At 74.1% G+C, this 14360-nt stretch carries 12 protein-coding genes and 1 pseudogene; 6 read left to right on the top strand and 7 right to left on the bottom strand.

What is annotated here, in order from left to right:
- Nucleotides 1-102: 102 nt before the first annotated feature.
- The 4 genes and pseudogenes from ACFV0O_RS07380 to ACFV0O_RS07365 all read left to right on the top strand — a co-directional run.
- Nucleotides 103-338: pseudogene (locus ACFV0O_RS07380) on the top strand (transcriptional regulator); the annotation flags it as partial.
- The gene (locus ACFV0O_RS07375) at nucleotides 315-1184 is read left to right on the top strand and encodes a class I SAM-dependent methyltransferase (protein WP_380337840.1); all 870 of its coding nucleotides are present in this window, start codon (nucleotides 315-317) and stop codon (nucleotides 1182-1184) included. The pseudogene ACFV0O_RS07380 and the gene ACFV0O_RS07375, both read left to right, overlap by 24 nt.
- A 136-nt stretch (nucleotides 1185-1320) precedes the next feature.
- On the top strand, nucleotides 1321-2193 hold the full coding sequence (locus ACFV0O_RS07370) for a sulfurtransferase (RefSeq protein ID WP_380337607.1): 873 nt from the start codon (nucleotides 1321-1323) through the stop codon (nucleotides 2191-2193).
- Between the two features lie 187 nt (nucleotides 2194-2380).
- Nucleotides 2381-3907, top strand: a complete 1527-nt coding sequence (locus ACFV0O_RS07365; RefSeq protein ID WP_380337604.1) for a M1 family metallopeptidase — start codon at nucleotides 2381-2383, stop codon at nucleotides 3905-3907.
- Between the two features lie 81 nt (nucleotides 3908-3988).
- Here the strand turns inward: ACFV0O_RS07365 and ACFV0O_RS07360 are convergent, their stop codons facing one another.
- The 4 genes from ACFV0O_RS07360 to ACFV0O_RS07345 all read right to left on the bottom strand — a co-directional run bounded on the left by ACFV0O_RS07360 (nucleotide 3989) and on the right by ACFV0O_RS07345 (nucleotide 8686).
- Entirely contained in the window at nucleotides 3989-4828 is an 840-nt protein-coding gene (locus tag ACFV0O_RS07360; RefSeq protein ID WP_380337601.1) for an aminoglycoside N(3)-acetyltransferase, read from the bottom strand.
- Between the two features lie 185 nt (nucleotides 4829-5013).
- Entirely contained in the window at nucleotides 5014-5982 is a 969-nt protein-coding gene (locus ACFV0O_RS07355; RefSeq protein ID WP_380337599.1) for an NAD-dependent epimerase/dehydratase family protein, read from the bottom strand.
- Nucleotides 5983-6003: 21 nt separating this feature from the next.
- A complete protein-coding gene (locus ACFV0O_RS07350; protein WP_380337597.1) occupies nucleotides 6004-7173 on the bottom strand; it encodes an alkene reductase in 1170 nt (389 codons plus the stop codon).
- 34 nt (nucleotides 7174-7207) lie between these two features.
- Nucleotides 7208-8686: a non-ribosomal peptide synthetase condensation domain protein gene (locus tag ACFV0O_RS07345; protein WP_380337594.1), complete on the bottom strand. Its 1479-nt coding sequence runs from the start codon at nucleotides 8684-8686 to the stop codon at nucleotides 7208-7210.
- A gap of 250 nt (nucleotides 8687-8936) precedes the next feature.
- On the opposite strand from ACFV0O_RS07345, the gene ACFV0O_RS07340 reads away from it, so the two are divergent.
- Nucleotides 8937-10256 carry an MFS transporter gene (locus ACFV0O_RS07340; RefSeq protein WP_380337591.1) on the top strand — a complete coding sequence of 440 codons (1320 nt, stop codon included), beginning with the start codon at nucleotides 8937-8939 and terminating at the stop codon, nucleotides 10254-10256.
- 385 nt (nucleotides 10257-10641) lie between these two features.
- On the opposite strand, the gene ACFV0O_RS07335 is transcribed toward ACFV0O_RS07340, so the two are convergent.
- Nucleotides 10642-11100: a MarR family transcriptional regulator gene (locus ACFV0O_RS07335; protein ID WP_360252043.1), complete on the bottom strand. Its 459-nt coding sequence runs from the start codon at nucleotides 11098-11100 to the stop codon at nucleotides 10642-10644.
- 127 nt (nucleotides 11101-11227) lie between these two features.
- On the opposite strand from ACFV0O_RS07335, the gene ACFV0O_RS07330 reads away from it, so the two are divergent.
- Complete coding sequence (locus ACFV0O_RS07330; RefSeq protein ID WP_380337587.1) at nucleotides 11228-12493, top strand: alpha/beta hydrolase; 1266 nt, start codon at nucleotides 11228-11230, stop codon at nucleotides 12491-12493.
- Nucleotides 12494-12614: 121 nt separating this feature from the next.
- Here ACFV0O_RS07330 and ACFV0O_RS07325 read toward each other — a convergent pair whose 3' ends face one another.
- Both ACFV0O_RS07325 and ACFV0O_RS07320 read right to left on the bottom strand, forming a co-directional pair.
- On the bottom strand, nucleotides 12615-13490 hold the full coding sequence (locus tag ACFV0O_RS07325) for a class I SAM-dependent methyltransferase (protein WP_380337584.1): 876 nt from the start codon (nucleotides 13488-13490) through the stop codon (nucleotides 12615-12617).
- A 188-nt stretch (nucleotides 13491-13678) separates the two neighbouring features.
- Nucleotides 13679-14251, bottom strand: a complete 573-nt coding sequence (locus ACFV0O_RS07320; protein ID WP_380337582.1) for a carboxymuconolactone decarboxylase family protein — start codon at nucleotides 14249-14251, stop codon at nucleotides 13679-13681.
- Nucleotides 14252-14360: the final 109 nt, after the last annotated feature.

Here is a 14360-nt window from a genome sequence, read left to right as displayed (position 1 = left end):
CCTCCTCCACCCGGCCCCATCGGTAGCACCGGTGGGGCCGTTCGGGTGAACGGCGTAGCGTGACAGGAGAGGGGCGCCGTTCCGGCCGCGGAGGAGGAAGCCATGTCCGTACGGGAACTGGACGCGGAGAAGCAGGAGGCCTTCGCCGGACGCGTGGTCGGCGTCCTGAACGACGCCTGTCTGGGGCTGATGACCAGCCTCGGCCACCAGACCGGGCTGTTCGACCTGATGGCCGGACTGGATCCGCGACCAGCGAGGAGATCGCGCGGGGTGCCGGGCTGAACGAGCGCTACGTGCGCGAATGGCTGGGCGGCATGGTCGTCGCCGGCTTCGTCGCGTACGACCCCGAGCGGCGCACCTACGCGCTGCCGCCCGAGCACGCGGCGTCACTGACCAGGGCGGCCGGGCCGGACAACCTGGCCGGCATGATGCCCTTCCTGGCGATGATGGGCGAGGTCGAGCAGGAACTGCTCGGCCACTTCCACACCGGCGGCGGGATGCCGTACTCGGCCTACCCGCGCTTCCAGCAGCTGCAGGCCGAGGAGAGCGCGCGGGTGTACGACCTGGCGCTGGTGGACGCGATCGTGCCGCTGGTCCCCGGACTGACCGAGCGGCTGCGGGCCGGCATCGACGTCCTGGACGTCGGCACCGGGCAGGGGCACGCCGTCACGGTGCTGGCGAAGGCCTTCCCGGCCAGCCGGGTCACCGGGATCGACATCGCCGAGAACGGCATCGCCGCGGCCCGCGCCTCGGCGGCCGAACTCGGGCTGGACAACGCCCGGTTCGAGATCGCCGACTCGGCCGGGATCGACGGATCGTACGACCTGGTCACCGCCTTCGACGTGATCCACGACCTCGCCCGGCCGACCCGGACGCTGGCCGCCGTCGCCGGGGCGCTGCGGCCCGACGGGGTCTTCCTGATGGGTGACGTCGCGGCCAGCAGCAAGTTGGAGGAGAACGTGGAGCACCCGCTGGCGCCGGCGCTGTACACCTTCTCGACCTTCTACTGCATGACCGTCTCGCTCGGCGAGGGCGGGGAGGGGCTCGGGACGGTGTGGGGCGAGCAGGCCGCGCGGCGGATGCTGGCCGAGGCCGGGTTCGGGTCGGTGGAGGTGGAACGGGTCGAGGGGGACATCCTGAACCTCTACTACGTGGCGCGGCGGGACGGGGCGGCCGCCGCCTGACCCGGCCGGGGTGGCCCGGACCGGGCGGGCGGCGTACGTTCGAAGGGTCCGGCCCGGTCGCCGGTGCCCCGCGCGCACGCCCGAGCGCACGCGCACGGCGACGCGGCACGCCCACGGCAGGCAAGGAGGGCCCGGGATGACCGGCAACGGTTACGCACACCCCGAGGCGCTGGTCGACACCGAATGGCTGGCCCACCACCTGGACGACGGGACGATCCGGGTCGTCGAGGTGGACGAGGACAGCGCCGCGTACGACCGGGACCACATCCCCGGCGCGGTCGGCTGGAACTGGACCACCGACCTGCACAGCCGGGTCGGCCGCGACTACGCCGACCGCGACGGCGTCCAGCACCTGCTCCGGGCGGCCGGGGTCGAGGAGGACACCACCGTGGTGCTGTACGGCGGCAACAACAACTGGTTCGCCGCGTACGCCTACTGGCTGTTGCGGTTGCGCGGCTTCGGGCCGGTGCGGCTGCTGGACGGCGGGCGCAAGAAGTGGGAGCTGGAGGGCCGCGAACTCACCCCCGAGGTGATGGACTACCAGCACACCGGCTACCGGCTGACCGGCCCCGAGCGGCCGGAGCTGCGGGCCCTGCGGGACGAGGTGCTGGCCAAGGCCGACGTGTTCGCCAAGCCGGGGGCGGACGCGGTGTTGGTGGACGTCCGCTCGCCGGCCGAGTTCCGGGGCGAGCTGATCGCACCGCCGCACCTGCCGCAGGAACAGGCCCAGGTGCCCGGGCACATCCCCGGCGCGGTCAACATCCCGTGGTCGCAGGCGGCCAACGACGACGGTTCGTTCCGGTCGGCGGAGGAGCTGCGGGCGCTGTACGCGGGCAGGGGGGTGTCGACGGAGCGCGAGGTGATCGCCTACTGCAGGATCGGCGAGCGGTCGGCGCACACGTGGTTCGCGCTCACCGAGCTGCTCGGCTACCCGCACGTGAAGAACTACGACGGCTCGTGGACGGAGTACGGCTCGCTGGTGCGGGCTCCGGTGACGCTCGGGTCCTGAGTGGCGGGTGGGGCCCAGGGCTGCGGGCGGGGCCGGTGTGGTGACGTGACGCCGTCGCGGCGTTGCTGCGACGGTGTCATTTCGGCGCGTTTCTTTTCATGAACATCTCACGATTGGGGAGTGGAGCAGGGATCACCGGGACATGGATCGATCCGACCCATCGTTCCGGTGATCCCTGGAGGACCACGTGCGCAAGAGGCTGATCGTCTCCGCTGCCAGCGCCCTGAGCCTGTTCCTGGCCGTTCCCGCCTCGGCATCCGATTTCCAACCCGGCGCGGCCGGGGTCGGCGACTCCTACTACCCGACCTACGGCAACGGCGGATACAACGTCTCGCACTACGACATCCGGCTGAAGTACCAGCCCGCCACCGACGAACTCGAAGGCACCACCACGATCCTGGCCACCGCCACCCAGGACCTCTCCCGGTTCAACCTCGACTTCGCACTGAACGTCGCCGAGGTCCGGGTCAACGGGAGGCCCGCGGCCTTCACGACCAGCGGTGAGCAGGAACTGGAGGTCACCCCCGCCCGGCCGCTCGCCAAGGGCAGCCAGGCCACCGTGGTGGTCCGCTACAAGGGCGTGCCGTCCACCGTGAAGAAGTACGGCTTCACCGCCTGGCTGCGCACGCCGGACGGCGCGGTGGCGGCCGGCGAGCCCGAGTCGGCGTGGTGGTGGTTCCCGAGCAACGACCACCCGAGCGACAAGGCCACCTTCGACGTCTCGGTACTGGTGCCGGACGGCAACCAGGTGATCAGCAACGGCATCCTGACCGGAACCTCCTCCCAGGCCGGGTGGACCCGCTACAGCTGGCGGGAGAACAAGCCCCAGGCGACGTATCTGGCCACGCTCGCGGTCGGCAAGTTCGACGTCACGACCGACACCACGCCCGGCGGGCTGCCGGTCTACAACGCGTACAGCAAGGACCTCGGCGACAACGCGGACGCGGCCAGGGCGAGCGTCGAGCGCACCGGCGAACTCGTCGACTGGCTGAGCGGCTACTTCGGCGACTACCCGTTCAGCTCCGTCGGCGGCTACGTCCCCAACGTCCCGACCGGTTTCGCGCTGGAGACCCAGACCCGGGTCTTCTACAGCCCCCGGCAGTTCTCGCGCGGCGCCAACACCTCGGTGGTCGTCCACGAGCTGGCCCACCAGTGGTACGGCGACAGCGTCTCGCTCTCGCGCTGGAGCGACATCTGGCTGAACGAGGGCTTCGCCCGGTACTCGCAGTTCCTCTGGTCCGAGCACGAGAACGAGGGCACCGCGCAGGAACTGGCCGACTACGTCTACGCCTCGCACCCGGCCGACGACGCGTTCTGGACCGTCAAGCCGGGCGACCCGGGCGCCGACAACCAGTTCTCCGGCGCCGTCTACGACCGGGGCGCGGTGGCCATCCAGGCGCTGCGCAACACCGTCGGGGACGAGGCGTTCTTCCGGATCCTCAAGGGCTGGCCCACCGAGCGCCGCTACGGCAACGCCACCATCCCCGAGTTCCAGGCGTACGCGGAGAAGGTCTCCGGCAAGAAGCTCGGTGACCTCTTCACGACCTGGCTGTTCACCGCGGCGAAGCCGGCCACCGGGCCGGTGGCACCGGGAGCCGCGGCGGCCGCCTCGCTGGCGCCCGGAGCGGGCCGGACCGACGGGCAGCTGCCGGCGGAGCCGAAGTCCTGGAAGAAGATCCAGGAGACCAACTCCCTCCACGACGCGGGGCACTGACGCCCGGGCGTGAAGTGAGGTGACGGGGGTGGCCCGGTCGGCCGTCCGGGAACGGGCGGACGGCCGGGCCGCACCGTCCGGTCACGGCCCGTCGTGCCGTGCGCCGGTCGGCTGCGCCGTGGTCGGGCCGTCCGCGGCCAGCAGCTCGGTGAGGCGGCGGACGGCGAAGGGTATGAGGCCGCGCAGCGGGACCAGCCGGCAGGGCGCGGCGCCGACCGACACCTCGCGGATCCCGGCCGTCTCCTCGAACTCCCGCCCGACGACGGGGAAGTGGGTGTCGTTGTCGTCGCCCACGTCCGGCGCCTCGATCCAGACCCGCTCGCCCTGGATCGCCATCGGGAAGCGGCGGAGCTTGAGCCGGCGGTTGGGCGCGAAGGTCTCGGCGTAGTGCAGGGCGGTGTTGCGGTTGTGCCCGACGCCGATCAGCAGCACATGGCCGCCGAGGTGGTGCAGCGCGCCGAACGGCGACTCCCGGCCGACGGCGAAGCCGAGCGAGCGGCGGGCGGTGACCTCGCGGGCGTGCGCCCCGACGGCGGCGACCGACACCTGGGGGTGCGTGCTGCGCAGGCTCTCCGGCAGCGCGCGCAGGGCCTCCGCCACGGCGCCCGTGGAGGAGGGGAGTCCGGCGTGGAACAGCGGCACGGCAGAACGCAGTTCGGCGATCTCGGCGGTGGGCGGACCGGCCCGCCCGGGGGCCGGGTCGCGGACCGTGTCGGTGGTGAAGGTGGGCGCCGCGACGGTGCCGCCGGGCCCGACCGCCTCGTGCAGGGAGGCCACCACGGCCGCCGCGCCGCCCTCGACCCGGCCGAGGCCGGACAGCGAGGAGTGCACCATCAGCGCCATGCCCTCGCGGACGCCCACCCGGCGCCAGCCCTCGACGAGGTCGGCGGTGGTGAGCGTGGTGGTGCCCGGTGCGGTCATGGTGCCCTCCAGTGCGATCGTTCGGGCCCGACCATATCCGGTGGCACTGACAGTCGGTCAGGGCAGGCACGAACGGCGTCGGTTCACGGCCGGGCTCGGCGTGCTCGGGGCCTAGCGCGACGACGTGGCGCAGCGCGACGACGGGGCGGGGCGTCGGCGGGGACGGGCGCAGGTGGGGGCGAGGGTCATCGTGCGTCCGCAGCGGCGAGGGCCCGGGCCTCCTGCTCGGGCGTGAACCCGTGTCCGAGCGGCGGTGCGCCGCGCTCACGGTCCCAGGCGAGCACGTCGGCGACGGTGGCGGCGAGCGGGGTCGCGGGCAGCCCGGCGGCGCGGGCCCTGGCGGGGTCGCGCTGCTGGCCCGGCCAGAGCGACTCGGCCCGGACCAGGGGGAAGAACGACTTCGGGGCGGTCTCCGGCGGCACCGGGACGACCTCGGCCTCGGTGCCCGCGACCTCGGCGCAGGTGGCGATCAGCCTGCCCAGGGTGGTCGGTTCGGCCGGGCCGACGGCGTGGAAGGCGCCCGGCCGGTCGTCCTGGAGCAGCCGGAGCACCAGCCGGGCGAGGTCGCGCGCGTCGACCAGCTGGACCGGTTGCTCGGGGCGGCCGGGCAGGGCGATCCGCCCGCCGCGGGCCGCCCGTCGCGCCCAGTAGGTGAGCCCGCGGTGCTCGTCGTGCGGCCCGGCCACCTTCCCCGGCCGCACGACGGTCGCCCGGGTGCCGTACCGGGCGGTGACGTGGTCCTCGCAGGCGACCTTGAGCCGGCCGTAGGTCTCCTCGGTGAGGTGCTCGGCGTCGCGCAGCGGGGCGCGGCGCGGGGCGGACTCGTCGGAGCCGGGGGCGAGGCCGTCCCGCCGGTACACCGCGTGGCTGGAGACGAAGAGGTAGCGGCCGACCCGGTCGCCGAGGACGGCCGTGGCCCGGTCGACCTGGTGCGGGCGGTAGCCGCTGACGTCCACCGCGGCGTCCCAGCGGCCCTCGCACAGGGCGGTGAGGTCGTCGGTGTCGCGGTCGCCGATCAGGCGGGCGGCGCCGGGGAAGAGGCCGGGGTTGGTCCGGCCGCGGTTGAACAGGGTGACCTCGGCGCCGCCGCGAAGGGCGTCGTCGACGATCGCGCGGCCGACGAAGGAGGTACCGCCGAGGACGAGGATCCGCATGGACCCAGGGTAGGGGCCCGGTCAGCGGCTGGGCCGGGGGACGGCGGTGGGCTCCGGGTCGTCGGCGGGCTGCGGGATGCGGGCGGGCTGCGGGTCGGCGGTGACGTCGGTGAGCCTCGGGTAGTCGGTGAAGCCGGCCGCCGTCTGGCCGTAGAGGTGGGTCGGGTCGACGGCGGTGAGCGGGGCGCGGGCGGCGAACCGTTCCGGCAGGTCGGGGTTGGCGATGAAGGCGCGGCCGTAGGAGACCAGGTCGGCCAGTCCGCCGGCCAGCACCGCCTCGCCTCGCTCGCGGTCGGTGGCCTCGCGGTTCTCGCCGACGTTGCCGATCAGCGGGCCGGACCAGCGGGGGCGCAGGTCGGCCAGGGCCGGGTAGTCGTCGTTGTCGGTGAGGTGGAGGTAGGCCAGGCCGAGGCCGTCGAGTTCGGCGAGCAGGGCCCGGTAGACCGGGGCCGGATCGGTCTCGTGCATGCCGAACTGCGGGTTGCCGGGGGACAGCCGCAGGCCGAGGCGGTCGGGGCCGATCGCCCCGGCCACGGCGGTGACCAGCTCGACCGGGAAGCGCAGTCGCCCGGCGAGGGTGCGGGGGCCGTACTCGTCGGTGCGCAGGTTGGTGTTGTCGGCCAGGAACTGGTGGATCAGGTAGGAGTTGGCGCCGTGCAGTTCGACGGCGTCGAAGCCGGCGGCGAGCGCGTTGCGGGCGGCGTCGACGTGGTCGGTGACCGCCTGGCGGATCTCCTCGCGGGTCATCGTGCGCGGGGTCACGGCCTCGGCCTTGCCGCCGTCCCTGACGTGCACCGGGCCGGGCGCGGGGACGGCGGAGGGGCCGGCCGGCAGGTCGCCGAGCAGCCGGTTGAGCGGGTGGCCCTGGCGGCCGCCGTGCATCAGCTGGGCGACGATCCGGCCGCCGGCGGCGTGCACGGCCCCGGTCACCGCGCGCCAGCCGGCCACGTGCGCGGGCGTCTCCAGGCCGGGCAGCCGCCAGCCGGACTGGCCGCGGCTGCTCGGCCAGATGCCCTCGGTGACGATCAGCCCGGCGCTCGCGCGCTGGGCGTAGTACTCGGCGACGACGGGCAGCGGCGTACCGTCCTCGGCGGCCCGGTAGCGCGTCATGGGGGCCATGACGACGCGGTTGGGGAGGTCGAGCGAGCCGAGGCGGTACGGGCTGAGCAGGGATTCCGTGGTGGTGGTCATGCCGGTACGGTAGAACCTGACATCAGTGTCAGGTTCAAGCGCGGGTGGCCGCCCCCGCCGTCGTGCCCGCCGTCGTGCCCGCCGCCGTCGCGGTGCTCGCCGCTGCCGCCGCCGCACTCGCCTCGGTGAGGATCAACTCCTCGATGCCGTAGAGGAATCGCTCCATCGCGGGGCGCGGGAGCACGGAGGGGTCCGCCGTCATGGCGAGGCTCAGCGCCGCGGGGGACTGCAGGGCGTCCAGTGCGTAGGTCAGGCCGGGGCGCGGCTCGAACTCCACCGGCCAGGTGAGGGTGGTCCGGTCGTCGCCCGGGTCGGTGTCGGCGGGATCGGTGCCGGCGGGATCGGTGTCGGCGGGGATCAGCTCGCGGGTGTCGTTGAAGACGCAGGACCGGTCGGCGGGTTCGGTGCCCTCGGCGGCGAGCCGCTCGATGTCGGCGGCCAGCGCGAGCTTGTCGTAGTAGGCGTGCCGGTAGGTGCCGATCGCGGCGGCATGGGTGCGGCGCACCACGTCGCCGAACTCGGCCGTGGCGTCCGGGAGATGGAACAGGCCGTCGCCGGCGACCACGCTCACCGCGTTGGTCAGCTCGGGCAGGAAGCGGTTGTTGACGACGACGTTGAGCACGGCCTCGGTCCTTCCGGCCAGCTCGGCGGTCATCGCGGCCGCCGCGGCGAGCAGGACCGAGGAGGTGCTCACCCGGTGGGTGGCGGCCACCTGCTCGACCGCACGGGGGAGGGCGGGGGAGCGGAGGACCGCGTTCGGGAACGGTGCGGGGGCTCCGGCGGCCGGGCCCGCGGTGGTCGGGTCTGTGGCGGTCAGGCCCGCGGTGGCGGTCGGCGGGAAGAGCCGGGGTGGGCCCAGTCGCAGCTTCCGCACGAACTGCTTGCGGGCGCCCGTGTCCCGTCGGACGCCCCGCTCCGAACTCTGGAACTCGGCTTCCTCCAGGGGCTGTTGGGCGGGCTGCCGCAGGCCGGCCAGCTCGTCGCGGGAGTGGCCGAGGCTGAGTGCGGTCAGGTCGGCGACCAGCCGGTTCATCCCGGAGCCGTCGACCGCCGTGTGGGAGAGCACCAGGCTGATGTGCCGGGCCAGCCCGTCCGCGGTCACCACGCCGACCCGGATCGGCCACTGCGCGGCGGTGTCGAAGGGGCGTGCCGCCAGTTCCCCGTGCAGCCGGGCGCCGAGTCCGGCCGGATCGTCGGCCCCGGCGGCGGACCACACCTCGACGACCAACGTCCCTTCCGGGTCGACGATTTGGCGCAGCTCGCCGTCCTCGCCCGGGAGCAGCCGGGTGTGCAGGGAGTCGTGCAGGTGCAGCAGGTGCTCCAGTGCGCCGAGGATGACAGGCAGTGGCAGGCCCGGGTCCAGTGGTGCCGCGGTGGTGATGTTGTAGCGCGGCGCGTCGGCCGGGGCCAGCCGGCGTACGGCGTCCCAGATGGCCCGTTGGCCCCAGGTGGCCGGGCCGGACCCGGACCGGCCGGACGAGAGGACGATCTCCAGCAGTTGACGAGTGCTCACCGTGAGGCTCTCCGTTGTGCGGTGGTCAGGACGTCGTGCCGGTGCGTTGGGAGCGCGGGGTGCTGCTGGGGAGAGTGTGGCGCACCGCCCGCCGCGCGTCGAGGGCCCGGTCGGGCGGGGTGGCGGGGATGGGCGGGGCGGTCGGGATGGCGGGGGCGGGGGTTCCATGGGTGTCTTGATATGAAGTATCTTGATGTCGAGATTGATGCCGATCATGCAACGGGGGCCTGCCATGCGGGGGAACGGACTGATGGCGCAGCTGCGGAAGCCGCCGGGCGGGCGGGACGCGCGGATCATGCTGCTGGCCCAGTGCGTCGACCGGACCGGGACCGGGGTGTGGGCGGCGGCCTCGGTGCTGTACTTCACCTACGTGTGCGGGATGGACGCCCGGCGGCTCGGCCTGCTCCTCGGGGTGGGCGCGGTGGCGGGGATCGCCGGGTCGCCGCTGGCCGGACGGGCGGCCGAACGGGTGCCGGTGCGATGGCTGCTGATCGGGTGCCACCTGCTGCGGGTGGGGACGATGGGCCTGCTGCTGGTGGTCGACGACTTCGCCGCCCTGCTCCCCGCGGTCGCGCTGACCTGCCTGGCCGAGCGGGCCGCCAAGACCCTGGAGATGCTCTTCGCCACCCGCGTCGCGGGCGAGCGGCGCGCCACGTACCAGGCACTGTTCCGCAGCGTGGCCAACGCCGGGTACGCGCTCGGCGCGGGCGTCTCGGCGATCGGCCTCGCGGTCGGCACCACGGCCGCGTACCGCACGCTGATCCTGGCCAACGCGGTCTCCTTCGTCGTGGCCGCCGTCCTGGTCTGGCGCACCCGGGAGCCGGCCGGCCGCGGCCTGGTCGCGACGGCCGCCGGACAGGAGCCCGCCGCCGGCGCGACCGCCGTGCCGAGCCCCTGGCGCGATCGCGGCTACCTGGCGTTCGTCCTGCTGGACATGCCGATGAACCTCGACGACTCGATCCTCAACGTCGGCCTGCCGCTCTGGCTCGTCCACCACACTGACGCGCCGCCCGCCGTCGTCCCGGTCTTCCTGGTCCTCAACACCGTGCTGGTGGTGCTGCTGCAACTGCGGGTCTCGGCGTTGGCGGAAGGTCCGCGCGGGGCGGCCGCGGCCGTGGGCTGGTACGGGGTGACGCTGTTCGCCGGCTGCCTGCTGATCGTGCTCGCCACCGGCGGCGGGCCGTGGGCGGCGTCGATCGCGCTGCTGGCCGCGGCCGTGCTGGTCACGCTGGCGGAGCTGATGCGCTCGGTGAGCTCCTGGGAGCTGGCGGTCGTCCTGGCGCCGCCGGGCGCCCAGGCGTCGTACCTGGGCGTGGCCGGGATGTCCCAGTCGGTGCAGAAGTCGGTGGGCCCGCTGCTGCTGACCGGGGTGGTGATGGCGGCCGGCCCGGTCGGCTGGCTGGGCCTCGGCGCGGCCACCGTGGGCCTCGGCGCGCTCCAGCGCCGGGCCAGCCTGCGCCGGCTGGCGGCCCTGGCGGGGCCCGGGGCTCCCGCTGGTACGGAGGCTCCCGAGACTCCCGAGGCGCCCGGGACCGATCCGGTGAACCGGGCCGACGCGGCGGTCGGTTGAGCTGGTGGCCTGGTGGCCTGGTGGCCTGGTGGCCTGGTGGCCTGGTGGCCGGTTCGTCGGTGGCAGGGCCGGCGGGCGGTGGTCGTGACGGGGCGGGTGCGGAGGGCCCCGGCGGCGGCCGGGCCGCGCAGGAGGTCGCGAGGAGGAGGGCCCCGGCGCTCACCGGTCCGACCGGCCGCCAGGGCGGCGCCCACGGTCCGGGCACTCCGAGGGCGGCCGACGCGGCGGGCATGGTGCCCGGTCGGGCGGCCATGACCCGCACGCGAGGTGCCGGCGCTGATGCCGGAGGGCCGGTCGAACGCGGCGGTCTGCCGGGTGCCGGCGGTGCCGGAGTTCCTCCGGACGTGCGGCCCGGCCCCGGGCCGCACGGGGCGGGCGGCGGGGTTCAGAGCCGGTCGTAGACGGCGGACAGCCGGTGCAGGACCTCGGCGGCGCGGTCGAGCGCCTCGGCGTCGTAGTCGGACAGGTCGGTGTGCAGGGCGTCGGTGAGCGCCTCCTGGCGCTGCCGGTGCCGTTCGCGTCCGGCGTCGGTCAGGGTGACCACGACGGAGCGCTTGTCCTCGGGCGGCCGGGTGCGGGTGACGTAGCCGGCCGCGACCAGGCCGTTGACCAGCTGGGTGGTGGCGGCGCCGGTGGTCTCGGTGCCCGCGGCGAGCCCGCTGATGGTCAGTGGCCCCTGGTCGGCCAGGGTGCGCAGGGCGCGGGCGTGGGTGAGCGAGAGGGCGCCGGGGGTGCGGGTGGCGCGGCCGCGCAGCCGGGCGTCGGCGGCGCTGAGGCGGTAGGCGGCGCGGGACAGGCGGTCCAGGGCCTGGGCGCGGTCGGGGGTGGGCGGCTGCTCGGCCATGGTCGGTCCTCCTCGGCGGGTTGACAGCAGACTAGCCTAAGTACTTAATAGCTAAGTACTTAGTTTCTAAGTGCTCAGTGATTCGCGGGGCGGCTCGACCCTGCCCCCGACCCCGGAGGAGACCACCATGACCGTCCGTTCGACCGGACAGAGCTGGGCCCTGGACATCGCCCTCGCGCAGGGCGGATTCGACGCGCTGCACCCCGAGGCCGTCGGGACCATGGAGCAGCTCGGCCACGACCACACCGACTTCGCCAAGGTCTTCGCGCTCGTCCGCAGCGGCGCCATGCTGCCCAAGGCGTGGGCGACGGTGGCCGGGCAGGCCGAGGAGCGCGCCGCCCACCACGAGCGCGGCGGTTTCGCGCAGACCGCCGCCGACCTCTACCTGCGGGCCGCGGTCATGTGGGGCCGCGCCCAGTACTCGGTGTTCGACGCGGCCGACCCGCGCAAGGCGGCCATGCGCGAGCGCGCGAACCACTGCGTGGCCCGCCTCGGCGCGCTGCGCGACGGCCGGGTGCGCCGGGTGGAGCTGGACTTCGAGGGCTCGACGATCCACGCCCTGCTGCACCTGCCGGCCGGCCGGGTCGAGAACGCGCCGGCCGTCATCCTCGGCCCCGGGATGGACATGATCAAGGAGGACTACATCTGGGCGGCCGAGCGGTACTACACCTCCCGCGGGATCGTCGCGCTGTCCGTCGAGGGGCCGGGCCAGGGCGAGAGCCGCGCCGGCGGACTCACCGTCGACCTGTCCAACTACGAGCGGGCGATCGGCCGTTACCTCGACCACCTGGCCGGGCTGCCGGAGGTCGACGCGGACCGGATCGGCATGTTCGGCATCTCGATGAGCGGCTACTGGGGCTCCCGCGCGGCCGCCACCGACCGGCGCCTGGCCGCGCTGGCCGCGTTCGAGGCCGTCACCGGCGACTTCGCGACCATCTTCGAGCGCGCCCAGCCGACCTTCAAGAACAACTACATGTACATGGCCGGGTACACCGACGAGGCGGCCTTCGACCGCGACCTCGCCGACCGGATGCCGCTCGGCGACCTGGTGGCCGACATCGCCTGCCCGGTGCTGTACGGCATCGGCGAGTTCGACGAGCTGACCGACCTCGGCCAGGCGCTGGAGAGCTTCGAGCGGATCCGGGCGCCGAAGGAACTGCGGGTCTACGAGGACGAGTTCCACCCGCTCGGCGGCGTGGCGGCCGAGGCCTTCCGGTTCGGCGCCGAGTGGCTGGAGCGCGCCCTGAACGGCGGGTTCGCCGAGCCCGGCCGCGACGTGCGCCACTACGTCCACCGCGACGGCCGCACCACCGACGGCAGTGCCGACCCCACCTGGTGGCTCGGCGCGGCTCCGACCCGCCTGGTGGAGGTCCGGGAGAACGCGCGGGGCTGAGGGCGGCGCGGAACCGCGTCGGGTACTGCTCGTCGGGACGCCCGTCCCGTCGCGTGCCCGTCCGTCGCGTGCCCGTCCGCGCGTGCCGGCGGACGGGCACCGCGTTCGCGGACCCGGCGGGTCAGGCCCGGACGGCGGTGACGACGTGGTAGTCGAGGAGGCCGTCGCGCCAGGAGGGGAGGAAGTTGCGGGTCCAGTGGCCGGGCGGGACGGCGTCGACCAGGTAGCGGTCGAGGCCGGGCCAGACGTCGGCGCCGATGGACTCGGTGGTGACCTCGGCGAACCCGGCCGCGGTGAGGTCCTCGGTGAAGGGGCCGAGGGGGTGGGGGACGTCGAGGCCGTCGGCGAAGCTGGCGAGGAGGATCTTCAGGCGTTCGGCGACCTCGGGGCCCTCGGCGGTGAAGAAGGTGGTGACGGCGAGCCGGCCGCCGGGGCGCAGCACCCGGGCGGATTCCCGGGCGAAGCCGGTGAGTTCGCGGAAGTGCTGGGCGGCTTCGACGGAGTAGAGGCCGTCCAGGGAGGCGTCGGCGAAGGGGAGCCGCTCGGCGGTGCCGATGGTGTAGGCGAGGCGGTCGGGGTAGGTGGCCAGGGCCTTGGCGTTGACGGCTCGGGCGCGTTCGACCTGGTCGGGGTGGATGTCGATCCCGGTGACGGCGGCGAACCGGAATTCGCGCAGGGCCAGGGCGGCGCCGAGGCCGCGGCCGCTGCCGACCTCGGCCAGCCGCAGGTGCTCGCGTGGTTCGGGGAAGCTCCGCAGCACCCGCCGGTAGAGCTGCTCCTGGCTGTGCACGCGGTCGTCGGAGGTGGGCGCGGTCAGGTCGATGCCCTGCCAGTCACCGAAGTTGATGAAACCGCCGGCGAAGCTGGCTGCTTTCGACAGATCGCCGGCGCCGTAGGTCTGGCGTACGGTCGGGGGGATGCGGTTGTGGTCCATGGGCCGCTGGGTCTCCTGCTCGGTGGGCGCCCGGCCGTCGGGCGCGCCGAGGTACGTACCCAAACCGGTGGTGGTCCGAACACGGTACGTGATGGGCCGGTGTGCCCGGTGGGAAAGGGGCGCGGCGGTGGTCCGAGGGGGCTCGGACCACCGCCGCGCGACCGGGGGCGGCTACCGGGCGGGCCGGTCGCCGGGTCGGTTGCCGGGCGGGTGACGGCGATCGGGGAACGCGTGGTCGGCCCCGGACCGGGTCATTCCCGTGCCGCTGCCGTGGCGGGGCGGCCGGCGAGCGGCACCTCGCAGGAGTCGGAGAAGCCCTGGGAGGAGACGCCGTTGGCGATGTTGTTCCGGGCGGCCATGTTGACGAAGGCGACGTAGGCGGTGAGTTCGACCATCGCCGCCGCGCCCAGGGCGTCGAGCAGACCCCCGTACTGCTCGTCGGTGACGGTCGGCGGAGTCACGGACATGGCCTCGGCGTAGTCCATCACCTCCCGCTCCAGCGGGTCGAACACCTCGGAGGCCCGCCAGTTCGGCACCTGGGCGGCCTTGGTCAGGTCCAGGCCCTTGTTCTGCGCCTGGAAGTAGTTGATGTCCAGGCACCAGCTGCAGCCGACCAGCGAGGCCACGGCCATGTGGGCGAAGGACTTCAGGCTCTCGTCGAGCGCGTCCCACCCGGCGATCCTGCCCGCGAACTCGGTGTTCGCGGTGGCGACCCCGGGGTTGTGCCAGATCACCTCGGTGGGCTCGAAGACGGCGCCGAACGCCGTGATCATGTTCTCGCCGAGCCCGGCGGGCAGCGGGGCCTTCGGCAGGCGGAGCGCCATGGTGTCCTCCTCGTGCGGTGGTTCGGTCGGGCATGAAGACACCGGAGGGCGGGCGGATGTGACAGCCGGGAGAAAATTCGCCGCCGGGCGGGGCGGTCCGTTCGCTACA

This window comes from Kitasatospora sp. NPDC059577, assembly GCF_042735475.1.
Taxonomy (GTDB): domain Bacteria; phylum Actinomycetota; class Actinomycetes; order Streptomycetales; family Streptomycetaceae; genus Kitasatospora.
Note: the sequence above shows the minus strand (reverse complement) of the source record. Positions and strands in the feature narration are given on the sequence as shown.